The 23558-nt window shown below is 52.8% G+C and carries 20 protein-coding genes and 2 tRNA genes; 12 read left to right on the top strand and 10 right to left on the bottom strand.

Going from position 1 to position 23558, the window contains the following annotated elements; all coding sequences use genetic code 11:
* Positions 1-88 precede the first annotated feature (88 nt).
* Together IMW75_RS13050 and IMW75_RS13045 are read right to left on the bottom strand one after the other, a co-directional pair.
* Positions 89-370 (bottom strand): peptidylprolyl isomerase, encoded by a 282-nt coding sequence (locus IMW75_RS13050; protein WP_045058291.1) that lies wholly within the window; start codon positions 368-370, stop codon positions 89-91.
* 217 nt (positions 371-587) lie between these two features.
* Positions 588-1655: a 3-deoxy-7-phosphoheptulonate synthase gene (locus IMW75_RS13045; protein ID WP_205892835.1), complete on the bottom strand. Its 1068-nt coding sequence runs from the start codon at positions 1653-1655 to the stop codon at positions 588-590.
* A 679-nt stretch (positions 1656-2334) separates the two neighbouring features.
* Here IMW75_RS13045 and gacA point away from each other — a divergent pair.
* The 5 genes from gacA (at position 2335) to IMW75_RS13020 (ending at position 5654) form a co-directional block, all read left to right on the top strand.
* Complete coding sequence (gene gacA, locus IMW75_RS13040) at positions 2335-2976, top strand: response regulator transcription factor GacA (RefSeq protein ID WP_082069126.1); 642 nt, start codon at positions 2335-2337, stop codon at positions 2974-2976.
* A gap of 1 nt (position 2977) precedes the next feature.
* Complete coding sequence (uvrC, locus tag IMW75_RS13035; RefSeq protein WP_045058351.1) at positions 2978-4801, top strand: excinuclease ABC subunit UvrC; 1824 nt, start codon at positions 2978-2980, stop codon at positions 4799-4801.
* 32 nt (positions 4802-4833) lie between these two features.
* Positions 4834-5394: a CDP-diacylglycerol--glycerol-3-phosphate 3-phosphatidyltransferase gene (pgsA, locus tag IMW75_RS13030; RefSeq protein WP_045058294.1), complete on the top strand. Its 561-nt coding sequence runs from the start codon at positions 4834-4836 to the stop codon at positions 5392-5394.
* Positions 5395-5457: 63 nt separating this feature from the next.
* A tRNA-Gly gene (locus IMW75_RS13025) sits at positions 5458-5533 on the top strand.
* A gap of 47 nt (positions 5534-5580) precedes the next feature.
* Positions 5581-5654: transfer RNA gene (locus tag IMW75_RS13020), tRNA-Cys, on the top strand.
* A gap of 72 nt (positions 5655-5726) precedes the next feature.
* On the opposite strand, the gene IMW75_RS13015 is transcribed toward IMW75_RS13020, so the two are convergent.
* Positions 5727-6809 (bottom strand): acyltransferase family protein, encoded by a 1083-nt coding sequence (locus IMW75_RS13015; protein WP_205892834.1) that lies wholly within the window; start codon positions 6807-6809, stop codon positions 5727-5729.
* Between the two features lie 929 nt (positions 6810-7738).
* On the opposite strand from IMW75_RS13015, the gene IMW75_RS13010 reads away from it, so the two are divergent.
* The gene (locus IMW75_RS13010) at positions 7739-8227 is read left to right on the top strand and encodes a hypothetical protein (protein ID WP_205892833.1); all 489 of its coding nucleotides are present in this window, start codon (positions 7739-7741) and stop codon (positions 8225-8227) included.
* Positions 8224-9063, top strand: a complete 840-nt coding sequence (locus tag IMW75_RS13005; RefSeq protein ID WP_205892832.1) for a hypothetical protein — start codon at positions 8224-8226, stop codon at positions 9061-9063. Before IMW75_RS13010 ends, IMW75_RS13005 begins: the two co-directional genes overlap by 4 nt.
* 105 nt (positions 9064-9168) lie before the next feature.
* Here the strand turns inward: IMW75_RS13005 and IMW75_RS13000 are convergent, their stop codons facing one another.
* Both IMW75_RS13000 and IMW75_RS12995 read right to left on the bottom strand, forming a co-directional pair.
* Positions 9169-9528 carry a histone-like nucleoid-structuring protein, MvaT/MvaU family gene (locus IMW75_RS13000; protein ID WP_205892831.1) on the bottom strand — a complete coding sequence of 120 codons (360 nt, stop codon included), beginning with the start codon at positions 9526-9528 and terminating at the stop codon, positions 9169-9171.
* A 55-nt stretch (positions 9529-9583) separates the two neighbouring features.
* Entirely contained in the window at positions 9584-10495 is a 912-nt protein-coding gene (locus IMW75_RS12995; protein WP_205892830.1) for a hypothetical protein, read from the bottom strand.
* 567 nt (positions 10496-11062) lie between these two features.
* Here IMW75_RS12995 and IMW75_RS12990 point away from each other — a divergent pair.
* The 4 genes from IMW75_RS12990 (at position 11063) to IMW75_RS12975 (ending at position 14630) form a co-directional block, all read left to right on the top strand.
* Complete coding sequence (locus IMW75_RS12990) at positions 11063-11434, top strand: hypothetical protein (protein ID WP_205892829.1); 372 nt, start codon at positions 11063-11065, stop codon at positions 11432-11434.
* A gap of 23 nt (positions 11435-11457) precedes the next feature.
* Positions 11458-12906 (top strand): relaxase/mobilization nuclease domain-containing protein, encoded by a 1449-nt coding sequence (locus IMW75_RS12985; protein WP_205892828.1) that lies wholly within the window; start codon positions 11458-11460, stop codon positions 12904-12906.
* A gap of 528 nt (positions 12907-13434) precedes the next feature.
* Entirely contained in the window at positions 13435-13827 is a 393-nt protein-coding gene (locus IMW75_RS12980) for a PDDEXK family nuclease (RefSeq protein WP_205892827.1), read from the top strand.
* Positions 13828-13928: 101 nt separating this feature from the next.
* Positions 13929-14630, top strand: a complete 702-nt coding sequence (locus tag IMW75_RS12975) for a hypothetical protein (protein WP_205892826.1) — start codon at positions 13929-13931, stop codon at positions 14628-14630.
* 265 nt (positions 14631-14895) lie between these two features.
* On the opposite strand, the gene IMW75_RS12970 is transcribed toward IMW75_RS12975, so the two are convergent.
* From IMW75_RS12970 to IMW75_RS12955, 4 genes are all read right to left on the bottom strand, one after another.
* A complete protein-coding gene (locus IMW75_RS12970) occupies positions 14896-15216 on the bottom strand; it encodes a hypothetical protein (RefSeq protein WP_205892825.1) in 321 nt (106 codons plus the stop codon).
* A gap of 130 nt (positions 15217-15346) precedes the next feature.
* A complete protein-coding gene (gene istB, locus IMW75_RS12965; protein ID WP_205892824.1) occupies positions 15347-16096 on the bottom strand; it encodes an IS21-like element helper ATPase IstB in 750 nt (249 codons plus the stop codon).
* Positions 16074-17660 (bottom strand): IS21 family transposase, encoded by a 1587-nt coding sequence (istA, locus tag IMW75_RS12960; protein ID WP_205892823.1) that lies wholly within the window; start codon positions 17658-17660, stop codon positions 16074-16076. The genes istB and istA overlap by 23 nt, the downstream gene beginning before the upstream one ends.
* 324 nt (positions 17661-17984) lie before the next feature.
* A complete protein-coding gene (locus IMW75_RS12955; protein WP_205892822.1) occupies positions 17985-18503 on the bottom strand; it encodes a hypothetical protein in 519 nt (172 codons plus the stop codon).
* 831 nt (positions 18504-19334) lie between these two features.
* Between IMW75_RS12955 and IMW75_RS27255 the strand changes: the two genes are divergently transcribed.
* Positions 19335-21134: a DNA recombination protein RmuC gene (locus tag IMW75_RS27255; protein WP_205892821.1), complete on the top strand. Its 1800-nt coding sequence runs from the start codon at positions 19335-19337 to the stop codon at positions 21132-21134.
* Positions 21135-22677: 1543 nt separating this feature from the next.
* Here the strand turns inward: IMW75_RS27255 and IMW75_RS12945 are convergent.
* Entirely contained in the window at positions 22678-23241 is a 564-nt protein-coding gene (locus IMW75_RS12945) for a lipocalin family protein (protein ID WP_205892820.1), read from the bottom strand.
* Positions 23242-23558: the final 317 nt, after the last annotated feature.

Below are 23558 nucleotides of genomic sequence, written 5' to 3'. Positions count from 1 at the left end.
GGCGCATCCCTCGCCAGCCGAATTGATCGTCCCATACACAACGGCCCACCAAAGGGCGGGCCGTCGTGGTGAAAGCTGCGCGGACTGATCAGTCCTGGCGGCTGGTCACTTCCAGCAGGTGATAGCCAAACTGGGTCTTGACCGGGCCTTGCACCGTGTTGATCGGCGCGCTGAACACTACAGTGTCAAATTCCTTGACCATCTGGCCCGGGCCGAACGAACCGAGGTCGCCACCCTGGCGGCTGGAAGGGCAAGTGGAGTTGGCTTTGGCGACTTCGGCGAAGTCTGCGCCGCCCTCGATCTGGGTTTTCAGTTCGTTGCACTTGGCTTCGCTGGCAACGAGGATGTGACGGGCAGTAGCTTTAGGCATGGGAAAAACTCCAATCAATGTTCAGTAAAGTGGTGAGCCTACCGGATTCAGTGGCCCAATTCTTCTCAAAGTTCCATCGGTTCTATGAGGCGGCCTTGCGCAGGCAGTCCGCCGGTTCGGAGCTGTGGTCAGATTCGTTACGGCGAAAATGGGTGTGTGGGCATGTAAAGACGCAGGGTCAAAAGATCGCAGCCTCGTTTCACTCGTCAGCTCCTACTCAGCTCCTACGCAGCTTTTGCGCCGCCTCGCGCAGCAATTGCTCGGTTGCACTCCAGCCCAGGCACCCATCCGTGACCGACACGCCATAACGCAGGGACGCGCCCAGTGGCTGGCAGCCTTCGAACAAATGGCTTTCGATCATCATGCCAATCAGCGAGCGGTCGCCTTGCAGGCGTTGTTCGAGCACATCATTGAACACCGCCGGTTGCCGTAGCGGATCCTTGGCGCTGTTAGCGTGGCTGCAGTCGACCATGATCCGGGTCGGGATCTTCAAGCGACTGAGGTCACTGTTCACCTGGGCCACGCTGGTGCGATCGTAATTCGGGCCGCTATGGCCCCCACGCAACACCAGATGAGTGTCCGGATTGCCCGGGGTCTGGATGATTGCCGGGTGCCCCTGGCTGTCAACGCCGAAATGGCGGTGCGGGTGGGCGGCTGAGCGCATCGCGTCGCTGGCGACGCCGACGCCGCCATCGGTGCCGTTCTTGAAACCGACCGGCATGCTCAGGCCGCTGGCCATTTCCCGGTGTATCTGCGACTCAGTGGTCCGCGCGCCTATGGCCACCCAGCTCAGCAGGTCTTCGAAGTAGCCTGCCGCCATCGGTTGCAGCAACTCGGTGGCGACCGGCAAACCGAGCCGAAGCATTTCGCGCATCAATTCCCGCGACAGCGCCAGGCCGCCGGCCATGTCGTCGCTGCCATCCAGTTCCGGATCGTAGGCCAGGCCTTTCCAGCCAACGGTCGTACGTGGTTTTTCGACGTAGGCGCGCATGACCAGCAGCATCTCGTCACTGACTTCCGTGGCGAGGCGTGCAAGGTGGGCGGCGTATTCGAGGGCCGATTGCGGGTCATGGATCGAGCAGGGACCGACGATCACCAGCAAACGGGAGTCTTCACCGTTGAGGATCGCCCGGACGGCGTCGCGATGGGCGGCGACTTGCTGCGTCAGGGTGTTGCTGAGGGGCAATTGCTGTTTGAGTTGCAATGAGCTCGGCAGGCGCAGTGTCAGCGCTTCGTTGGCAGGGCTCAGGGTGGACAGCGGCATGGCGGAGACGGACGAGTTCATATTCAGGCTTCCTGGACGAGGGGCGGGTTCGTTCCCGCGCGCTCGGCCCTACTGGGGTGTTCGACAATTAGCCGGATTGGCTGCGTGTGTGTGCTTGCCACCTGTGGGTGACCGATCGGAGGCGGCAGGCTGTCCCGAGCGGAGGCTGGTAAATCGCCAGGCGGTAAAAATGTCGTAACGGTAATAAGTGGCGTAGTTCATTGGGTAATCCTCGTGGTGTCTGGTATGACGCTAAAAAATGTGTGGAGCTGAAAAAACAAAACCCCCGGTCGGGAGGCCGACCGGGGGTTGAGAAATCTCTGGTGGCGACCCGTTTCAAGTGGGCGCCGTGTGGGTATCAGGCGCGCCAGTGGCTAAACCAATACCCAAAATAAAAGCTGACCGGAGCGCAGGCGTCATTCACCCGGGCAGCCGCAACCGAGCGCAGGGCGCTGGCGGTCCGAAGCTGTGAAAGGGTGTTTGTCATGGTCTGTCTCCGATGGATGCAGGGAGCTTACTAGAGGCGGGCAGGCGGTTTCAATCAGAAATTGCGCGCGGTCGCAGGATTCGCTGAAACGCGCAGACGACAAGCCTCCCAAGACGAATTGAAACTTTTTAGTTGGCGCTTGGCGCTAGGTCTGGGAGTCGCTTTTTGCTAAGGTGTCCGGCAACCAATAAGACCATTGCGTGAGGTGTCTGCTTGATTAGGGTGCTAGTAGTCGATGACCATGATCTCGTTCGTACAGGCATTACACGAATGCTGGCTGACATCGATGGCCTGCAAGTAGTCGGCCAGGCCGAGTCAGGGGAAGAGTCCCTGCTCAAGGCGCGCGAGTTGAAACCCGATGTGGTCCTCATGGACGTCAAGATGCCAGGTATCGGCGGCCTTGAAGCCACGCGCAAGCTGTTGCGCAGCCATCCCGACATCAAGGTGGTCGCGGTGACCGTGTGCGAGGAAGATCCGTTCCCTACCCGGTTGTTGCAGGCCGGGGCGGCGGGGTACCTGACTAAGGGTGCCGGGCTGCCGGAAATGGTCCAGGCCATCCGCCTGGTGTTTGCCGGGCAGCGCTACATCAGTCCGCAAATTGCCCAGCAACTGGCGATCAAATCGTTCCAGCCCACCAGCGATTCACCGTTCGACGCCTTGTCCGAGCGGGAAATCCAGATTGCGCTGATGATTGTCGGGTGCCAGAAGGTGCAGATCATCTCCGATAAATTGTGCCTGTCCCCGAAAACCGTCAACACCTACCGATACCGCATTTTCGAAAAGCTTTCGATCAGCAGTGACGTCGAGTTGACGCTGTTGGCGGTTCGTCACGGCATGGTCGATGCCAGCCTCTGAAATGACTGAAACTTTCGATCCCAGCGCTTTTCTGTCCACGGTCAGTGGGCGCCCCGGTGTCTATCGCATGTTCGACAGCGATGCGCGCCTGCTCTACGTCGGCAAAGCCAAGAACCTCAAGAGTCGGCTGTCGAGCTACTTTCGCAAGTCCGGGCTCGCACCAAAGACGGCCGCGCTGGTAGCGCGTATTGCCCAGGTCGAGACGACCATCACGGCCAACGAAACCGAGGCGCTGTTGCTCGAGCAGACGTTGATCAAGGAATGGCGACCGCCCTACAACATCCTGATGCGCGACGATAAGTCCTATCCGTATGTGTTCCTTTCGGATGGCCAGTTTCCAAGGCTCAGCATTCATCGCGGCGCAAAAAAAGCCAAGGGCAAGTACTTCGGTCCTTACCCCAGTGCCGGCGCCATCCGCGAAAGCCTGAGTTTGCTGCAGAAGACCTTTTTTGTTCGCCAGTGTGAAGACAGCTACTACAAGAACCGCACGCGACCGTGCCTGCAGTACCAGATCAAGCGCTGCAAGGCACCGTGTGTCGGCCTGGTGGAGCCCGATGTGTATGCCGAAGACGTCAGGCACTCGGTCATGTTCCTGGAGGGGCGCAGCAATGCGTTGACCGATGAATTGTCCGCGGGCATGGAAGAAGCCGCGATCAATCTCGAATTCGAGCGCGCGGCTGAGCTGCGCGACCAGATCTCCCTGCTGCGCCGGGTTCAGGACCAGCAGAGCATGGAAGGCGGTACCGGCGACGTGGATGTCATCGCCGCGTTCGTCAACCCGGGCGGTGCTTGCGTGCACCTGATCAGCGTGCGCGGAGGCCGGGTCCTGGGCAGCAAGAATTTCTTTCCGCAGGTGGGTATCGACGAAGACGTTTCAGAAGTCATGGCTGCTTTTCTCGGGCACTACTTTATCAGCAGTCCCGAACGCGACTTGCCCAGCGAATTGATCGTCAACGTGGTTCACGAAGACTTTCCGACATTGATCGCCGCCATTGAAGAGCTGCGTGGTCGTGAGTTGTCCATCAGTCATCGGGTGCGTGGCACCCGAGCGCGCTGGCAGCAATTAGCGGTGACCAATGCCGAACAGGCCCTGGGCGCACGGCTGGCCAACCGGCAACATGTTGCAGCACGTTTCGATGCCTTGGCAGAAGTACTGAACCTGGACGAGCCGCCGCAACGCCTGGAGTGCTACGACATCAGCCACTCCAGCGGCGAAGCGACCGTGGCGTCTTGCGTGGTGTTCGGCCCCGAAGGGCCGATCAAGTCCGATTACCGACGCTACAACATTGAAGGCGTGACTGCAGGCGATGACTACGCGGCCATGCACCAGGCCCTGACCCGGCGCTTCAGCAAGCTGAAGGACGGGGACGGCAAGCTGCCGGACATCCTGCTGGTGGACGGGGGCAAGGGCCAGCTCTCCATGGCCCGGGACGTGCTCAATGAACTGGCGGTGCCGGACCTTATCCTGTTGGGCGTGGCCAAGGGCGCAACCCGCAAGGCAGGGTTTGAAACCCTGTACCTCAACGACGCCGCCCATGAGTTCACCCTGCGCGGCGATTCCCCCGCGCTGCACCTTATCCAGCAGATTCGCGACGAAGCCCACCGGTTTGCTATTACCGGTCACCGTGCCCGTCGTGGTAAAACCCGTCGGACGTCTACGCTGGAAGGCGTAGCCGGAGTCGGGCCAACCCGTCGTCGTGATTTGTTGAAACATTTTGGTGGATTGCAGGAGCTGTCTCGTGCCAGCATCGAAGAGATCGCCAAAGCACCCGGAATCAGTAAAAAGCTCGCAGAGTTGATTTATGCAAATCTGCACAGCGAGTAGAATGCCACCTCACCTCGTAGCCAGTTGTGCCGATGAATATCCCTAATCTGATTACCGTTCTACGCGTCCTGCTCATCCCGATCTTTATTTTGCTGTTCTACCTGCCTTACCAGTGGAGCTATATGGCCTCCGCGTCGGTGTTCGCATTTGCCGCCGCGACGGACTGGCTGGACGGGTATCTGGCCCGCCGTCTGGAGCAAAGCACACCGTTCGGGGCGTTTCTCGATCCCGTGGCCGACAAGCTGATGGTTGCTGTCGCGCTGGTGCTGCTGGTGCAAGAGCATGGCAACCTGTGGCTCACGCTGCCAGCAGCCGTGATCATCGGTCGTGAAATTGTCGTTTCGGCATTGCGCGAGTGGATGGCTGAACTCGGCGCCCGCGCTCATGTGGCGGTGTCGAACCTGGGCAAATGGAAAACCGCCGCGCAAATGCTCGCGCTGGTGATCCTGCTGGCCAATCCATCGGATTTCACCTTCTGGGTGCTGGTGGGTTACGCGCTGTTGCTGATATCTGCCGGCCTGACTTTGTGGTCGATGGTCCAGTACCTGCGGGCTGCCTGGCCACATCTGAAGACCGAGGTTGAAAAGAAATAAAACTTTTTTGAATCAAGGGGTTGACGGGGCTTCTGGATTCTATAGAATGCGCCACACCAAGACGCGGGAATAGCTCAGTTGGTAGAGCACGACCTTGCCAAGGTCGGGGTCGCGAGTTCGAGTCTCGTTTCCCGCTCCAAGTTTGTACACATTTGATGTTGCGCTACACGACACCAAATGTTTTGAGGCCGAGTAGCAAAATGGTTATGCAGTGGATTGCAAATCCACCTACGCCGGTTCGATTCCGACCTCGGCCTCCACTATTAAAAAACCCGTGACTCAGTGAGTTACGGGTTTTTTTTTGCTTCGGGAAAGTGCGGTGGTTGAGCGTATCAGCCTTCCACGCCGCTTTTATGGCCCACCGTCCCCATGGGCAAGACCGGCGGTTGGCTGGGCAGCTTCCTTCTGTCGATTAACATGACCCGCAGCCAATGGGTCATTGGAAGCTCCACCAGGCGGTAAATACCGATTGCCACGATGCAGCACAGAGCGATACTTACGGGCGTCATCAGATAGGCGAGGGCGCCAGGCTCGTCGAAAACATGGAATACCTTGTTGAAGACCTTCAGTACGTACGGGTGGAATAGATACAGGGAGTAACTGGCATCGCCGATCAATACCACCCACCCAGGCAAATTCAGCCCCGCCAACCCGTGCACCAGTGTGAGAAATACAACTGCAGCCGGGATACCCCAGGCCAGCCCGCGTCCCAGCCAGTGGGTCAAGTCAACGGCAAAGGGCATGTACACCAGAGCAGCCAGGCCGATCAGGATGAGCACAGTGCGCGCGCCGTTAGTCGTGCCGTCGGCACGCCACGTGGCGGTGCGGGCGTAGAAAGCGTAGCAGCCCATGCCAAGGACGAACTCGGCGAGGATCTGCTGTGTGTAGAACTGGGCCACTAGCGCGTCAAACGCCACCAGGTGGCCCGCCACCACTAATGCCAGAAGCAGGGCCGAGCAAATGAGCAGGCGATAACGGTGGCTGATGGCCATGGACGTGGCGAACAAGGCATAAAAGAACATTTCGTAGTTCAGAGTCCAGCCCAAGTACAACAGCGGCTGAACGTACTCGCATTTCTGATACGGAATGAAGAACAGCGATTTAAGCAGCCCGACGCCATCGGCCGTAGTGTTGTCGAGCAAGCTCGGCAACAACAAGGCAACTGCGAATACACCGAGGGTGCCGAGCCAATACAACGGAACGACACGGATAATTCTTTTAATAAAAAAGTGGCTGCCTGATTTAGCGGTGACCATGGCCATGATAAAACCGCTGATGACAAAAAAGATATCAACGCCCCAGTCGCCATTGCGAAACAACGGAATATGAAAAAACACCACGGCGAGTGCTGCGATAGCGCGCAGCATTTGAACGCTTTCGAGCTTGTCGGTTGGAGCCTGCAGCGAGGAATTCATGGCGAGACCCTGATCAGTGTGGCTCGGAAGGTGGCGTCGAATCAGAGGGAAGGCGATATGGCTGGCGCAGTCTGATAATACCAATACGTTTGGCAGTAATACGTGCAAATCAAACAATCGAAGAACCGAGCGCTAAACAGTTGCATAGCATCGAGTTGTCATAGACAACACGCCAACATGGCGGCTAATGATAGTTACCATCTTCGAGATGACGACTTAACCAAATCGCGCGGCGTGATAACACGTTAGCAGTGCTCTTTGAAAGAGCAAGGCGGTTTGTGGAGTTGTGACGAATGGACGATCGACTCAATAATGACGCCAGAAAATAATCTCAGTACTCAGTACATCAATAGTGAGTGGTAAGTCCTACACCGGTGTTTCGTAAACAGCTACTATGCAATTTAAGCCGAGCCGGTGCTTTTCGGCGCAATCAGCCGGGGGTGGAGCACACATTGGAACCGTTGCAGGTCTCCCTCGCCAGCGCGCGACTGCATCTGCTGCTCGAGTATTGCGCTGTAGATCCATGATTTGCCAAGAGATTTAACCAGCGAGATTGCAAGATTTAGTCTCGAAAAAGAGGCTTGTGAACTTGCTTCACGCGGTCGGGATGTATATATTCCCACCTCTGCTGCACAAGCGTCGGATCTGCCAGGAGTGACTGGTGAAATTCAGGCTGCTTGACCGCGCTACCGCCCGAATGGCGAAACTGGTAGACGCATGGGACTTAAAATCCCTCGAAGATTGATTATTAAACGTTTAAGTATCGATTTGAAACCCGCATGGCTCATGGGCTGCGCGGGTTTTTTGTTTTCCTTCCTAAAACCCTTTGGTAACGTTTTGGTAACGCTAGGACATTAAGAGGATTTAATGATGGGCTTTGGCGCCAGGTTTGGTAACAATTGGCCACCACAAAGTCCCTGGGAGGGCACATGGACGTTGAGTCTTTAACGAAGCTTATCACGCTTGTGGGGGCAGTAATTGCGGCCTGCACAGGGGTGTGGAGCCTCTGGCTTCAGATGCGCGGTAAGCGTGACCGTTTCGCGGTTCGCCCAGGAACAGTCCGGCCAGAGATCATCAGGGAAACAATGATGCATGTTGTGAGCCACAGCGATCACCCCATTCAATTGGCGGATTACGGGTTCATTGATCCTGACTTCAAATTTTCCTCAATTCCATTGGAGCGTGAGCTGAGCGACTTCCATGACAGTCATCTTTACCAGCGTGGCGAAAGCGTCTTAGAAAAGCGCAGCGACTATTTCGAAATTGGCTACATCCGCCGCGACACTCCGATTGGTGCATTTGCGAAGTCGGTCACTCAGAGCAGGCCTACAATTGGTTTTGCATGGGATACGCCGGTCTGGAAGAAACTCTGGGTCAGAACGCTGCTTCTGGTGAAAGGGCGGGGGTATTTGAGATGACTGCGTTCCCAAGAGATATCGAACAGGATTTCGATGCGCTGATGGAGCTAATGATCCTTGTCATCAATTCGCGACTTAACAGCCCGATCATTCCTGGCATGGAATTCCTGAACGACATCCAGACGCTCTCATTGAAGTTATTCAAGCAGCTGTGCTCCACGAAGACGATTTCGACGGGGTGCGTTTTTCAAAGCAAAACGGGCAAGGCGTATGAGTTTATTGACCAAGGTTCTGTATCGATTCTTGCGAGGGCAAATATCGAGACATTTTTGACACTCCACTGGTTGTTTGGTGGCGACTTTCAGATTTCGCAGTTCCGTCACCGCGTGTGGCAGTACGCAGGCTTGAACGACAGAGTGAATCACACGGCCACGAGCGCTGAGGGCCGAGCGAAACAAGATGACGCCAGAGTGCAGCAGATGGAACTGCTGCGCTATATCCAGGCTTCTGAGCGCCTTAAGGCCTATACACCGAAACAGGTGGATCAGCTCCTGAAGGGCAACTGGCGGGTAGGCTGGTCATGGGCTGACGAAGCCGTGAGGGCAGGTTTTCACCGCAAGTACTTTGATAATGTCTATGGCTACCTGTGCGGTTATTCGCATAGCAGTTACATCAGTGCGATGCAGATTGGGCAGGCGCAAGACCTGGCAACTCAAGCGAGGATGAGCGAGGCTGGTCTCCAGATAAGCGTTCACATCATGGCCCACTTCATCCATCTCTATGCCTCAACATTTTCACCCGCCGCAGACCTGCTTCGAGAATCCGAATCAAAGCACATCGCTGATCTTTGGCACTTCAAATCCGGAGACATGGACATAATTTTTGGCGAGCAGTGATAAACCACTTGGGCACAAAAAAAGCGCCGATCCGAAGGGGAAGGGCGCCTGATCTGCTTCGGATTATAGGCAATTATAGACCGACTATAGACCGATTATAGAGCTTCACTGAAGCCAGGATTCAACCTCTTGAGCACCGTGCTCGGATTTCCATTCTTTAAGCAGCTTGTGGTTGCCACCCTTCGTCTCGATCAGTTCGCCAGTATGAGGGTTCTTGTAGCGCTTCACTGCGCGAGCCTTGCGAGCCAGCTTGGCTTCGACTGGTTTGGTACTACGGCGTGCGGTTGGGTCGAGCAGGGCGATGATGGCTGGCAGTGAGACGCTGTACTCGCCCATCAAAGTGCGGAGCTTGGTTTCGAATTCAATTTCCTTCTTTAGGCCATCATCGTTCTTCATTTCGTCCAGCTGACGAATGTGTTCCGCGAGCTGGGCTTCCAGGGCTTTAAATTCTGCAATCTTGGACATTTTTAATCTCAATGTTTTCGGTGTGAGGAGCAAGCCATCCGTGGCTGATGTTCGGTTAAACGGATTTCAGTGCTTCTATTTGGCTAACAATAGCCCCATTGAATTCATTTGCTAGGGCTACTTCGGCCTTATATTTTTCCAGCGATTCGAGTGTCAACTCAGCTGGTGGATTCGTCACGATCAGCTGGGACTCCAATTTCCTGATGAGTTCAGAAACGGCTGGCGAATATTCTCGCGGGGAACGAACGACCTGCGTAATCAGTGGCGCTTGGACAAAAGGTTTCGACGCCTGACCTTCCTCTTCGAGTTGTTGCTCCAGTGAGCTGATTTCAGAGTCTAGCTTTTCAATCAACGCCTGAATCGCCTCGTTGTTCTCAGGTTCTTTTTTAAGCTTCATATTCAAATCGCGCCGGTCGATTCGCGCATTGTCTAGCAAAATCTTTGTGCGTTCCGCAGACGACATTTTCGACAGCTCGGCGTCGATATCCTTTTTTATCTGTTCGATATCGCGCTGATAATAACCAATGCGCTCTCTCGATGACATTGCTGGACGACCCAAGCCGTCATAAACAGGCGATGCCGTTTCATCGACAGCAGACATGGCATCTTCCAGATGCTTCAGCTTACGGCGCAAGTGTCGGAATTTTCTGCCGATCTCGCTGATCCCAGGGCGACCAGGGCCTTTCTGGCGGAGTCGCTCGCCATTTTCAATTATTTCAACCTCAGGTGTTTCTTCAATTCCTAGTTGTATTTCGAACTCACGAAGCTCTGCCAATTCTTGCTGGTACGCAGTTTCTGCTCGCTCTCGCAAAGTTTTCAGCGGGATAGGAGGGCGACCCATACGCTTATTGCCCTGCCGTTCGGCCTCTACATCGTCCTCTGTTTTCTCAAGCAGCTCTTGCCATTTCCAATAGAGAACCCCGCACTTATCTATCAGTTTTTGAGCTTTTTCCTTTCTTGGCCTCATTCTTTTCTCCGTCTGGGAGCTAGGTTCCGCAGTCTTTTGACCGAATGCCCCACGCAACATCCTGAAAAACGGATGTTGCGTTGGGGGCTCAATACGCAAAGGCTTAACAGTGAATGCATGCTCTTCTATCGCCGTACTCCGCTTTTTCTCTATGCCGTTCAACGTTTTCGGGCATGCACTTCACTTCTAATTTTGGTCACGCATCGGAGGGGTTGGGTCTACACACCAACCCGCTGGCCGATTTCAGCGTTAGCTGGCCTTAACGCATGCGTAGACAGAACTGACTTTACGCTATGAAAACCACTGCCTTCCTAGAAGCATAGTAGAAAGGATATAGATTGCAAGAAAATAATTAGAAAAAATTAATAAAGCTTCAAAAAAGTCAATACTAAGGTGGTATAATATTTTTATTGACTAGAAATGCAAGCTATGTCTCACAGCCCCGTGATACCTCGATTCTCTCGTACACGGTGCTTTCGACGGGCTTCTGCTCAAATCCTTCGGATTCTGCGCGATTCAAATCAAAAACATAAAAGCCAAAAATAAAAATAATAAATGGTGAGCGACATGTCGGAAAAAGTATTTATTAAGAACAAGGGCGGTGCGCCTCGAAAAATAATACGTCAGAGCAAGATCTTAAAAGTTTATCTGATACCTGAAGAGTTTCAGGCCATCAAAGCAATAAGTGAAGAGTTGGGATATCCGACAATTTCTGGTCTTTTGCGGGAAAAGATTCTGGAATTTTGTAGCAAGCGCAGAATATTGACGGCAAACAATCCGCAAATCCAGGCAGCCTCAGCCTATTTGGGGGATTTGGCATTCTCATGCCACGATTTAGAACAGTACGCTATCGAGTCAGAGTTACCAGTCGATGTAGTGCATACGATTCACGGCTTGCTCGAAAAAGTCGAAATTATAGAAAGCTTCCTAACACAATAAAAATAATAAAAGGAGCAACAAAAATGATTGGTGAGCAACTTGAATATCAGGAAATATCGGAGAATGGAGTCAAATATATTTTCGCCGAACCAGAGAAATATCGTGAGAAGCGCCCGTTTATTGAGTTTATAGGCGGCAACATCATCGCTGGTGACCCATTGATTCGCTCTTTAAATACTGACGGAAGCGAAAGTGTCGAAGTCGATACTTCTCAAATCATCGCCGAAATGAGCGGCCACGCTAATAAATATAAGGGCACATCTAAGCTAATGTTTGCTCATTACGTCTTATCATTAGATGTTGGTGAAACGCTTAGCAAACAGGAATTGCTTGATTGCGCAAGACATTATATGAAAGCCCTCGGCTATGGGAAGGGTGCTAAATGGGTTGCCAGCGCCCATTACGATACTGACAATCTGCACATTCACATAATCGCCTGCCGAGCGCAATTAATTCACAGTGATGTTGCACCTAACGGAAAACCTCGTGCTCCTCAATTTTCTATTGTTAGCGATAGCAACGGCTACAAAAAAGGCTGGGAGGCATGTAGAGAACTTGAACTGAAATATAATTTGAAGGTCGTGGAAAATCCTGACCAATGCTTCGCAAAAAACGGAGATGTGTTTAGAAAGGGCAGCGATCAAGCAAAAATACTCAGAGGGATTTTCGGTGACCTGTGGAAGCAAGACAAACCAAAAACTTTTTCGGAGCTTGTACTGAAGCTAAACGAAAGGGGAGTACTTACCCAGGTGAAAACTGAGCCAAACAATCCAGATCACATTAAAGGCATCATGTTCAAATTGAGCAGACCCGATGGCAGATGGATCTCTGGCTCAAAACTGAAAGCCACCCGTCTTACGTTTGACCAACTGATTCTCAAAGAAGGTTTAAATTACAACCCAGCTCGCGACAACGCCATGCTTGGCCTGCCACCCACCGCTTACACGCTCGTACAGAACGCAAGGAGCGCCATGCCTACGTACCAAGAGGCTGGGAGCATGACTGCGTTACGGCGAGTCTACGTCAAGCTTCCACCCAACAACGCACGCATACGATCATACGTAAAGAACAGGGGGCGGTTGTTTGGCCTCTATGCAGATTCAGGCTCAAGCTACCTGGGGTTCAACGCATCGTTCCATTTGCGCCTAATAAAGAAATCCAGAAGCGAGGTTGAAATCGAAATTGAGGCCGAACGTGTCGCAAGAATAATGAAGATGATGCTCGCTATTATCAAACGAGCGATTGATGATTTCTTTGATGGCCTTGAAGTGGAGTTCGACGAAATGGCTCCATCGAATGAATTGTCTGATACAGCCTGTCGGCTAAATGTGCCAGTCGTGCTCGATCTACCCGAGGACGACATGTCCGACGTTATGGAGCTGGATGTTGAAGAAAAAGTGCAAAAGCAAATGAAATATCTAGCCACTCTATGCAAAGGTTTTGATGAGCCAGATGAGAAATTAGAAGCATAACCAAAGCCGGGGACTTCCAGGTTTTATTTACTCCTAAACAAAACAAAACCCCGGAGCCCACAACGAGTTTATCAACGCTGAGGTATGTTCGAGCAAAAGTTGTACTCTAAATTCGATGAAACGTAAATCCTCGTACCCGTCTTTCCGGATCGTCAGAATCATGCTTTAAAAGGATTTTTAGGACTTCCGTTTCATTCTCCTATTATAGAGGTACTTAACGCTATACTCAACTCCTTCTCCCAAATATATCGTTAAAGTATTACCTCTCCATCCTTTTTACTTTATTATAACGTTGTAAGTTAACCTTTTATTAATAGTTGCCACCAATTGATGATCCAGATCCCAGAGAATTTAGCGTCTCTCGGATGTGAAGAGCTTCGAAGCTTTGCGATGGAAGTAAAGAAGCAGCAGTTATTAATTAAATTTAATGAATACAATAGAATTAAGTATTCCGCTCCTCCTGCCCCTGATGGCATCACCTAAATTCCGAAGCCGCCGATCCCATTGTCAAGCTGGTTTGAGCTGAGAATGTTTGAAACGTATCTCGTAAACCTAGAGTACGAACCGCTCACGATTGATTACACTCGCAAGCATCGGTACACACCTGATTCAATTATCCCTGGCACCAACATCCCTGTTGAACTTAAAGGTGCATTTGAGAAAGACGTACCCGGTAAATACGAGTCTGTGACAGAGCAGGGCGGCTTCGCATTCCTTTTTGTGTTCCAGCGCCGTGGTACGGAAATCGCTTGGAAGAAACCGAGGAAAGACGGATTTCGGTTGTTACATGAAGAGTGGGTTGCGTACCATCACAAACGCGGCATGCCTTTCTACTGCACTTTCGAAGACGAGTTTGCTGATTTCAAAAAGAGCAAAATGTTCGCAGAGATAATAAAGCGTCACAAAATAACGCAACATTGAAACTTATTAAAATATTCACTCATTTTATTAAGTGTGCGTTAGGACTCCTATTTAACATGTTATACTTAAAACATAAGAACAATAGGAAGGAGTAACAAGTTATGTATATCAGGATGTCTCAAAACTGTGGCCGCGTTGTCATTCTCAAGTCAGTTTCATTAGCTGTTGCTGCATTCGATGCAAACGGCGATCCACTCAAAGGCGTCCGCAAAAGCACGACAATCCAGATCGCAACATTCGACCTGTTGGAGCCTATAGCTCATCCTGAGATTCCCCTCGAACAAGCGGTCGAATTTGAATCCTGGAGATCCACCCAGATTTCTCGTATCCATAAGGCATTCATTGAGGCAGCTGCTGCCGGAAAGCTTGGGGGAACGCCGCTTTTGAAGACTCGCTCATCACAAGGAGACCAAGCGGCAAAAGTCGGTGAGTTCAGCGGCATCATCGAGCCGATCATTGAGGTCCAGGCCGGATTGATAAAGGGTGCGATAACGAGGCAGAGAAGTGAACCAGCATTCCCGAGAGGGCCAGTTGATGGTGGAGATGCACAGTCCATCATTAGCTCGATTCTGGAAATCTCTTCAAGAATTTTGAGGCATCAGCATCGTACTGGGCTAAAGGGTGACGACTTGTATTCCGTGAACGAGCTTCTGGATATCCGAGCTGCGTGGTCTGCCCTTGGAGCATGCATGGAAGACGACGTAACAGGGCAAGGTAAAATTGAGGGGCCACGTAATGGCCGGATAGCTGCGAAGGAGGGCAGAGCGATGTTCAAAGACCTAAGGAAGAGCATCACGGGTTGACCCGACCTGTTCTTAGGCTGGAAATGGGTGTAATTGGGTGTGTAATTGGGTGTTGAGGATCTTAAGCACGGTTTAGACCCACTTTCCACGCTTGGAACAATCTGCGTACACACGCCAGCATGTGCTATCAAATTGTTCCTGAAAATCCACTGAGAGCAGGCTCATTTGGCATTTTCAACCATCTGAAAAACCGACGCACCGTTACGTCCCCAGGGCGTAAGAATCAGCCTGTTTTGCTCTTCTTGATGCATCGCTGGCAGAGCTTTCAGACCCAGCCATCAACGACCGCCTTTTCAGCAGGGTATTCACCACAACGCTGAAAAATATGGCTTGTAGCAGCCTCTATGGCGTAACCGAGGGTTTTGATGTGCGGCGGGGCAAAAAAGCAATCGACTCGCAGGAAGCCTTGCTCTGGCCTACAAACAATTTCACAGTCGTAGTCTGCGCTCGCAACCTTTATGGCGTTCGCAAAGCTTTGCCAGCCTCGATAGTTCTCACCGAGCCAGCTATCTTCGGATTCAATGTTAGGCAGCATGTGCCGAATTGACGCAAGTGGATCGACCGGCTTTTCTTCATCATCACCCACACTCAGACCCCTTGTTTGACAACATAAAAGCTTTGGATGCGTATTTCGCTCATCGTGACCGGTCATTTCGCTAACAACGTGACCGGTTTCTCCACCCGATTGCGCGGGGTCTAAATTCTAACCGCATCGGTCACGATGCCGCTTCTTCTTCCGTCTTTTTACGTCGCAACGACTCGCCTTTCATCACGATTCGATACGCGCTGTGCACCAGCCGATCAAGTAAAGCGTCGGCCACTGTCGGATCGTTGATCCAGCCGTGCCAGTGATCGACCGGCAGTTGGCTGGTCAGTACCGTCGACCGCGAGCCGGCGCGGTCGTCGATCACTTCCAGCAGGTCGTGCCGGGCGTTTTCTTCCAGTGGCGCCAGAGCCCAGTCGTCCAGGATTAACACGTCAACTTTGGCCAGTTGTTGTAGCGTGCGGCCGAAGCTGCCGTCGCCGTGGGCGATGCGCAGTTGTTCCAGCAGGCGCGGCGTGCGCAGGTATAACGTGCTGTAGCCCTGACGGCAGGCCTGGTTGCCCAAGGCGCAGGCGAGCCAGCTTTTACCTACGCCGGTCGGCCCGGTCAGCAGCAGGTTGTGTTGTTGGCGGATCCAGTCGCCGCTGGCCAGGGTCGCGAGTTGGCGTTCATCCAGGCCTCGGCCCGGGCGTCGGTCGAGGTCTTCCAGGCAGGCACCGCCATACTTGAGTTTGGCTTGTTTGCGCAGTCGCTCCAGACGTTTGTTGTCACGCCAAGCCAGCTCTCGGTCGAGCAGCAGGCCGAGCCGATCATCGAAGCTCAAGCTGTGGCTGGCCGGTAGTGTCCACTGCTCTTCCAGCGCTTTGGCCATGCCGCTGAGTCGTAGTTGGTGCAGCTGGTTAAGGGTGTGTTGCGTCATCATTGAACAGCTCCTTTTGGGTGTAATAGTCGGCACCGCGCACGTTCTCGTGGCGGGCCGGATGTGCGACGGCGGTGGCCTTGGGCAGCGGTTGTTGGTCGAGCCCTTGTTTGAGCAGGTTACGGACGGTGTGGCTGTTAAGTGCGCGTAGTTGCACGGCGCGGCTGGCTGCCGCTTCCAGGCGTGCGTTACCGTATTGGCGAGCCAGCGAGAGTAGGCCCAGACAGGAGCGGTAGCCCATCTCCGGATGGGGCTTGTGGGTCAGTTGATGTTCGACGACCTGCCGGGTGTGGGGGCCGATCCGCTCGCCCCAGTCGAGCAGGCGCTGAGGTGTCCAGTCGCGATGCGCCTTGTGCGAGGCTGGCATGTGTTCGCTCTGGGTACTGTAGGCACCGCGCCGGCGGAGCAACAGGTGGCTGGCCACCCGGCGATTGCCATGCAGGATTTCGACGGTATGGGCGCTTATTCGGGCGTCGACGCTTTGCCGGGACAAGGCCGAGGGCACGCTGTAAAAGCCGCCATTTACCTCGATGTGGTAATCGATGTTGACCTTGCAGCGCTTGAAGATCACGACCTCATATGGATGCGCCGGCAGCGGCTTGAGCGCTGGCTGGTCGAGTTGCTCGAACCAGTCCCGTCGGCACCCGTCGAGCTTTTTGAACGGACGTCGGTTCAAGTCTTCCAGCAAAACGGCGATGGCCTGATTGAGGGCGTGCAGGCTGAAAAACTGTTGGTGCCGCAACCGCGCCATGATCCAGCGCTCGACCACTTGCACGGCCACCTCCGCCTTGGCTTTGTCCTGTGGCTTGCGCGGACGCGCCGGGAGCATGATGACGCCGTAGTGCTGAGCGCACTCCAGCGCAGCGCGGTTCAGGCCCGGCTCGTAACGGTCTGGCCGGGCGACCAAGGCGCGAGGGTTGTCCGGCACGATCATTTCGGGAACGCCACCGAAGTAGCTAAGGGCCTGGCTCAACGCCGTCAACCAGTCCACTTGGGTTTCGCCCGGCGTGGCGCAGGCGTAGGTGTAGTTCGAGGCGCCGAGGGCCGCGACGAAGATATGCGCCTGACTGATCTCGCCGGTAGCCGCGTCAATCACCGGCAGCGTCGGCCCGGCGTAGTCGATGAACAGCTTCTCGCCGGCGCGGTGTTGCTGGCGCATCGAGCGTTTGAGGGTGCGGGCGTAGCTGCGGTAATGCTCGACGAACTGGGTGTAGCGGTAGGTCGGCTGGTCGGGATGGGCGGCGGTGTATTCCTCCCACAGCAGTTGTAGCGTCACGCCTTTGCGGCGTAGTTCGCGGTGCAGAGTGATCACGTCGGGCAACACGCGGTCGCCGCGTGTGTGCATGACTTTGGCGGCGGGCACCAGGGCGGCGCCGAGCGCCGTCTCATCCAGCAGAGCCAGCGCGGGCCACTCGATACTAGTGTCGCGCGCTGCTTTGATGTACTTGCTGACGACGCCCTTGGACAGCTGCAAGGCGCGGGAAATCTTTTCGTGGGACAGGTCGGCCTCGAACTTGAGGCGTAGGCATTCTTTGATATTACGCATGGCTACTCGCTGCGCCGCCATCCTTCGATTCCCCGAAATGGGACGAAGGGTGGCGACGGCTCAGGTCATGCGCAACGGGTGTAGGGTATTTCGCTAACAACGTGACCGGTCATTTCGCTAAGGGCGTGACCGGCTGTTTCGGAACAGGCGGAAAATCGGTCACGTTGTTAGCGAAATGAGCGGTCACGCGTTAGCGAAATGGTCGGTCACGATGTACCGAAACGGGCGGTCACGATGGGCCGAAATACGCACTTTGGACATGGTTGGCTGCTACGTGAAATCTGGGTTTTCGCATGGCCCATAGGTCTGTTGATTTCGCATAGAGACGTTATCGTCTAAAAAGCACTACACGCCACATTTATATAGTTTAGCAGTCTTAAACATGCTGAAAAGAGATTGATGTACGATATCTTGGAGTTCACAAGTGACGTTTGCTGACTCCCTTATTTTCTTCGCTTGGGCGATAAGTTTTTCTGTTAGAGCTGGTGCCAAGGTGAATGAGCGCAAAGCGCAGAGGTTGTTCGTGTCAGTATCAATGACGTGCATATCCACAAGCATTCTTTGATTTGCGTTTGTTAGGTCAGGAATAGAAATGAGATCTTGAGGAATTATGCTTGGCTTAAACGGACACTCAAACAGGAGGTCGCCGATTTCAAAAAGTATAAAAATTGTTTTACCTTGAGTTATGAATCCAGAGCGTATTTTGCCCTTTTTTAGTGCGGATAGCTCTGAATTCATAATCGATGGCATCATTACTTGCAAGATGTTTCCTGGCTTTACAAGAAATTGAGCCGCAGCGCCTTCATGGCAAGGGGTTTCAAGTGGGTAAGAGCTGCCAACGCCCAATGTGATGTAGCTATGCATATTTATCCTCTAATTGGTTTGTGGGGTTTAATCTAGTGGGGTATTTTTGAATATTTTATTTATTAATAATAAAATATGTTTTCGCTGGATCGTTATTTGTTTTCGAGTATGACAATGCTTTTTTTGTATGCAACTAGAATATTTTTTCTTTTAGATATTGAAAACTCTATAACCTCCGGCTGGCGGAGGTTTTGGGAAAGTCAAGATGGATAAAAAATAATTGTATTTCATAAGCGAGAAAAAGGGTGCGGGTGAAAGATGTGTAGAGCTTGCTATGAGGATGTTGCGACGTGCTCCCTCGTGTCGGCCATAGTGTTGCCGGTTCATTCCGTCATTTTAGCGGCGTAATGTTGAGTAGGTGCTTCTGATCTAACATGGTGGGGTCAAGTGGTGTGAGAGTAATCGTCGGCCAGACAATTAGAGAAGCATAGGCATTGATCCAATCAGTAGTTCGGTCCTTTTCCATCAGGGACCGTTGTCACTGGACAGTTGCTTTTACAAATGCTTGACCAGATATCCAAGACGATCAACACCCGCCTCGACATCTCGATGTCGTTCTATTACCTATTTCTATCTACTGATGAACCCGAATACCTGCTTGTTTGGCGCGGCAGAGAGCATTTGGCCACTACGTCGAAATTGTCGTCTATGCTCGGCACTGCGAGAGCGATTGTTTGCCATTTCGACAATGAGACATTCTGTTGCGCTTGCTTTGAATCTCGGATCGGTCTGCCCATCGGTTCGGCAAAAAAAACGCATAAGAATCGTGACGCGTCGTCGCAGTCTGCGGGGGCGCGTATTTTGAAAGCAATCTAGGTGTAGGAGAAGATCGTGGAGCAAAAATGGATTCTGGTCGCGCTACCACTCGCCGCTTTCGTCATCGCATGGGCGCTTGCCAGCTGGCGAGCCCAACGTAACCAACAACAGTTGCATACAGACGTTGAGGTCACTCGATCCAGTCTAGAGCAGGCCAAAGCTGAGCTAGCCCTTCAGGCGACGCAGATCGCCCAGTTGAGCGAGCAAAAGGCCGCTCTAGATATCGCCTATGGACGTCTGGAGACAGATAGGGATAACAACAAAGATCAAATAGCCAAGCTGGACGCGGAAATTACAACCCACAAAACCGAGCTAAAACGCGCTCAACAATCAGAACAAGTGGCACGTGAGAGCAACTCCAAAGCTCAGGAAACCGCTGCCAAGCTGCAAGAGCAAATAGCGAGCAACGTGGTTACCTTCACGGAGCGATTGTCCGAACGTGATCAACAGAGAGAAAAGTTGGAAACCCAACTGTCATCTGTCGAAGCTCAACTCAAACATACCGCAACTCAACTGGGGGAGACGCGCGAATTGTTCGCCCAGGTTCAGGCCCAATTACAGGAAAAGCAGAACGAGCTGAGCAACTATAAAGCGTGGTGGGAGGCGACATGCGCTGATCTCAAAGCCGCTAATGAAAAATATGCTGCGTTGGAAAACGCTCACGTCAAACTCAACACCTCGTTTGTGGAAAAACAGCAAAGTTTCGACGCGCAATTTAAGCAGCTCAATGAAAACAGGGAGAGTCTAACCAAAGAATTCGAGCGCTTGGCCAATGAAGTACTGGAGCGCAAGGGGAAGGCCTTCAAAGAGCTGAACCAGGAAAGCATCAACAATCTGATTGCCCCGTTACAAACTGAAATGAAAGGCTTCCGCTCGCGCATCGAAGACATCCACACCAAGGACGCTGAGCAGAGAGTTGAACTGCGAACTGAGCTAAAGAACCTCCAAGTCCTGAACAAAGACATCACTGACCAGGCTGAAAAGCTGACCACTGCTCTGCGCGGCCAGAAGAAGGTTCAAGGCAACTGGGGCGAGCTGATGTTGGAGAATGTTTTGGACAGCTCAGGCCTTCGTCTTGGAACTGACTACAAACGCGAAGTAAGTTTCAATACTGAAGATGGCCGCCAGCGTCCGGACGCCATCGTATACTTGCCGCAAAACAAGCACATGATTATTGATGCCAAGACATCTCTGGTTGCCTACACCGACTACATCAATGCCGAAGATGATCTTGTACGTGCCCAAGCACTAGCCGCTCACACCGCAGCCGTGAGTGCTCGGATCAATGAGCTTGCCGACCGGGACTATCACCGCCTTGCCGGACTGAATTCGCCCGAAGTCGTGATCATGTTCATTCCTATCGAGTCAGCCTACGTTGAAGCGCTGCGCCACGATGAGTCACTTTTCCAACGTGCGATCGAGCGCAACATATTGGTGGCCACTCCTACGACCTTGTTGACCAGCCTGAAGATCGTTAAACAGCTTTGGAGCTTCGAAGATCGAAACAAGCACACCGCGGAGCTGGCCAGCCGGGCCCAGAAGTTTTACGAAAAGCTCAACGGTTTCCTCACCAGTATGCAGGCTGTGGGTACCCAGCTTGATAAGGCCAAAGAGACTTACTCTAAGGCTTTGGGCCAGCTCTATAACGGTAAGGGTAACCTGATCAAACAAGCGTCGGAATTCAGAGAGCTGGGAGTTTCAGTGCAGAAAGAATTGCCAGGAGAACTGCTGGAACGGGCAAAGCTGGAACTCGAAGGTGACATTGCGCTAGCAGTTGGAGAAGGGCCGGAAACGCCTTTAATTGCAGTGTCTTGAGACTCTTCGATTAGCCGCGTTACCGCCACAACGCGGCTGGTTTTTCAGTTACCCAAAAGTCGGTTTTTTTGACAAAAAAATGAAACACAACTGGCGGAGGGTAAAGGCTAGGCAGGCCTGTTGCCATGCGCTGCCATGGTGCGACCCAACCTCTGGTCTGTTTACTTGCCTTTAGCAGGAGCGTTTCCTCGACCACCTCCTGAGGGTTTACCAGTGGTGCTTGGCAAATTCGCTACTGGTGGTGATTTGGAGCCACCTGCCTTACTCGCCGGTGCGGACCCGCTTTTCTCTCCGCTTGCTTTTGACATGCCCATCTCCTGAATTTTTAGAGTGAGGTGCCGTATTAATGATAGTAGCTTTTAGGCCAGGACGAATTTCTCTGCGGCAGATCTCTGAAATGGCCGTCAGGACGGGAAAATGATCAGAGCAAAGGTGCAGGTTTTTATAGCCCTTCAAGCACTCTTGCTCAGGTCGCTATCTGCGAACGATTGATCCAAGTATCGTGCTGATTGCACCGGCTGCCGGGCGGCGCAATCAGACCATTTGTCTGTGGGGCCCGAATTTAAGCTGCCTTCTTCCTTTGCCCCTTCCAAGTCATCTCGCCTACGAGCTTGCTTCGCAACGATGCCTTTTTCATCCGGAACGCTTCGCCATTTGCCTAAACGCTGGACTGGTCCCTTCCTTGGTAACGCCGCAGGAGGTAGTCGCATAAGTACACTTCAGACGAAGGCCATTTGTGGATGGTGCTTGGCCGTAAATGGTGACCGATGTTCTTGGTTCCAGACGGCGGGGCCAGCCTCCTTCGTCAATCAGCACAGGGCTCGTATACGCAAGCCGCTTGTCAGGTGAGTCGAGAGCGACTCCGGCCTCTTCGACAGTGACTGCGAAGGCACTCAAATTTGTAATCTCGATGCAGAAGTTCAGACGTGCGTCCGTGCCGCCAAATGGAATCGCATGCTTTGGCCTAATCCGAAGTTTTACGCGAGATTTATCGAGCGCATGCCAAGTGTTGATGACGCCTAAAACAGCACCCAAAAGAGCCAGTGCGAGCGTTACTCCGTTAACTAATGTCATAAAAGCCCCTACACTATTCTGTTTGGAATGTTCAACAGCCTAACGGAAAGTTGGCCAAGTGCCCAAGCGTTGGCCCTCTCAATTGAGCCGTTAACTAGCCGGGACTTGCAAATTTTGGAATCGAACGGTCACTCCCCCGCGAATTTCTCCACCACATTGGCTTTTTCGAATTTCAACTCATGAAATCCCCCTCCCGGGCTCCTGATGCGAACCAACGCACCATGCTTCGATAGCAATGGTGTCGCGACCTTGATCAACTCAGCCAGCGAGTCTGCGTTACGCTAGGCCGCACTGAACGTGCTCAGTACAACGCCCAACCTTGATCACATGTCTCAACTCGAAAGGTGTACATGGGACAATCGCTTTTGCGAATTTACGTGGATGATAGCGACGGGGTTAGTGGCAGGTCTTACATTCCCCATTGACGTTAACCACTAACAAGCACTAAGTCGTCAGAAAAATGCAGCGCTTAAGGCTCCATCGGATCTGTCTGGCGCCAAATCAGTTGGCTGGGGTCATACCCTTGTTGTTTGGCAACTTCCACCAGCTGTTCACGCCTAGCTCCATTTATTCTAGGCGAACGGGAAAGTATCCAGAGGTACTCACGGCTTGGATGGCCAACCAAAGCAAATTGATAGTCTGGATCGTGATAAAGGACCCAGTATTCACCTTTAGCTACGTCCGGTGCTACGCGACTAAACCAGTTGTCAAATTTCACCCAGAGCTTGTCTGTCCTACCTGGTTGTTGAGGTTCCGCGATGCCGATTACCTCGTTCCACTCACCGTCGTTTTGCTTGCAGCGATTGGTAACATCAATTCGGCCATCTTCCCGAAGGCGATAATGTGCTTTGGACTGTATGCAGTCTCTTTGGAAAAACATTGGTAAACGGGCCAGTTCATACCACGTGCCCTGATATTTCTGAAGATCAACCTGCACGGTAGTGGGCTGAGGTTGATTACCGGAAATCGTGCATCCAGAGAGAGCGATAGTGAGACTAAGAAAGGACATTCGCAGGGCGTTACGCATTGACATGATCTTCCAGGCAGTGAGGAGATTGCTCGCGTGCTTTTGGCGCTAGGCGTTGGGTAAAAGTTTTATCCGCTTTTAGGGCATGCATGGCCAAAACACGATACCCCCTGTGATAGCTCACCTAGAAAGCCTCGCGCCTTTTCCGACATGAGTCTTATGAGCTAAAAAATCAAATTGCGATTTAATGAGACGTTGTAGTGGTCAACTAATCCCGGACACGACGTTAAGTTTTTCCTCGGCCCGCGCTGGTGCCAACCCCTCGTTGAATTGGTGAGGCCGAATCCAGTTGTAGCGATGCATCAAAAAATGGCTGATATCGC

The sequence above is a fragment of the Pseudomonas gregormendelii genome (assembly GCF_017114825.1).
GTDB lineage: Bacteria > Pseudomonadota > Gammaproteobacteria > Pseudomonadales > Pseudomonadaceae > Aquipseudomonas > Aquipseudomonas gregormendelii.
The sequence above is the reverse complement of the archived record's forward strand: the minus strand, read 5'-3'. Positions and strand labels throughout refer to the sequence as shown.

Excerpts from the sequence above, each read along its gene's own strand:
- IMW75_RS13050 (WP_045058291.1), bottom strand. The coding sequence starts at position 370 with ATGCCTAAAGCTACTGCCCGTCACATCCTCGTTGCCAGCGAAGCCAAG.
- IMW75_RS12945 (WP_205892820.1), bottom strand. The coding sequence starts at position 23,241 with ATGTCAATGCGTAACGCCCTGCGAATGTCCTTTCTTAGTCTCACTATC.
- istA (WP_205892823.1), bottom strand. The coding sequence starts at position 17,660 with ATGGCGGCGCAGCGAGTAGCCATGCGTAATATCAAAGAATGCCTACGC.
- IMW75_RS12955 (WP_205892822.1), bottom strand. The coding sequence starts at position 18,503 with ATGCATAGCTACATCACATTGGGCGTTGGCAGCTCTTACCCACTTGAA.
- IMW75_RS13015 (WP_205892834.1), bottom strand. The coding sequence starts at position 6,809 with ATGAATTCCTCGCTGCAGGCTCCAACCGACAAGCTCGAAAGCGTTCAA.
- IMW75_RS12980 (WP_205892827.1), top strand. The coding sequence starts at position 13,435 with ATGTTTGAAACGTATCTCGTAAACCTAGAGTACGAACCGCTCACGATT.
- pgsA (WP_045058294.1), top strand. The coding sequence starts at position 4,834 with ATGAATATCCCTAATCTGATTACCGTTCTACGCGTCCTGCTCATCCCG.
- IMW75_RS13010 (WP_205892833.1), top strand. The coding sequence starts at position 7,739 with ATGGACGTTGAGTCTTTAACGAAGCTTATCACGCTTGTGGGGGCAGTA.
- istB (WP_205892824.1), bottom strand. The coding sequence starts at position 16,096 with ATGATGACGCAACACACCCTTAACCAGCTGCACCAACTACGACTCAGC.
- IMW75_RS13045 (WP_205892835.1), bottom strand. The coding sequence starts at position 1,655 with ATGAACTCGTCCGTCTCCGCCATGCCGCTGTCCACCCTGAGCCCTGCC.
- IMW75_RS12990 (WP_205892829.1), top strand. The coding sequence starts at position 11,063 with ATGTCGGAAAAAGTATTTATTAAGAACAAGGGCGGTGCGCCTCGAAAA.
- uvrC (WP_045058351.1), top strand. The coding sequence starts at position 2,978 with ATGACTGAAACTTTCGATCCCAGCGCTTTTCTGTCCACGGTCAGTGGG.
- IMW75_RS13000 (WP_205892831.1), bottom strand. The coding sequence starts at position 9,528 with ATGTCCAAGATTGCAGAATTTAAAGCCCTGGAAGCCCAGCTCGCGGAA.
- IMW75_RS12975 (WP_205892826.1), top strand. The coding sequence starts at position 13,929 with ATGTATATCAGGATGTCTCAAAACTGTGGCCGCGTTGTCATTCTCAAG.
- IMW75_RS12985 (WP_205892828.1), top strand. The coding sequence starts at position 11,458 with ATGATTGGTGAGCAACTTGAATATCAGGAAATATCGGAGAATGGAGTC.
- IMW75_RS12995 (WP_205892830.1), bottom strand. The coding sequence starts at position 10,495 with ATGAGGCCAAGAAAGGAAAAAGCTCAAAAACTGATAGATAAGTGCGGG.
- IMW75_RS13005 (WP_205892832.1), top strand. The coding sequence starts at position 8,224 with ATGACTGCGTTCCCAAGAGATATCGAACAGGATTTCGATGCGCTGATG.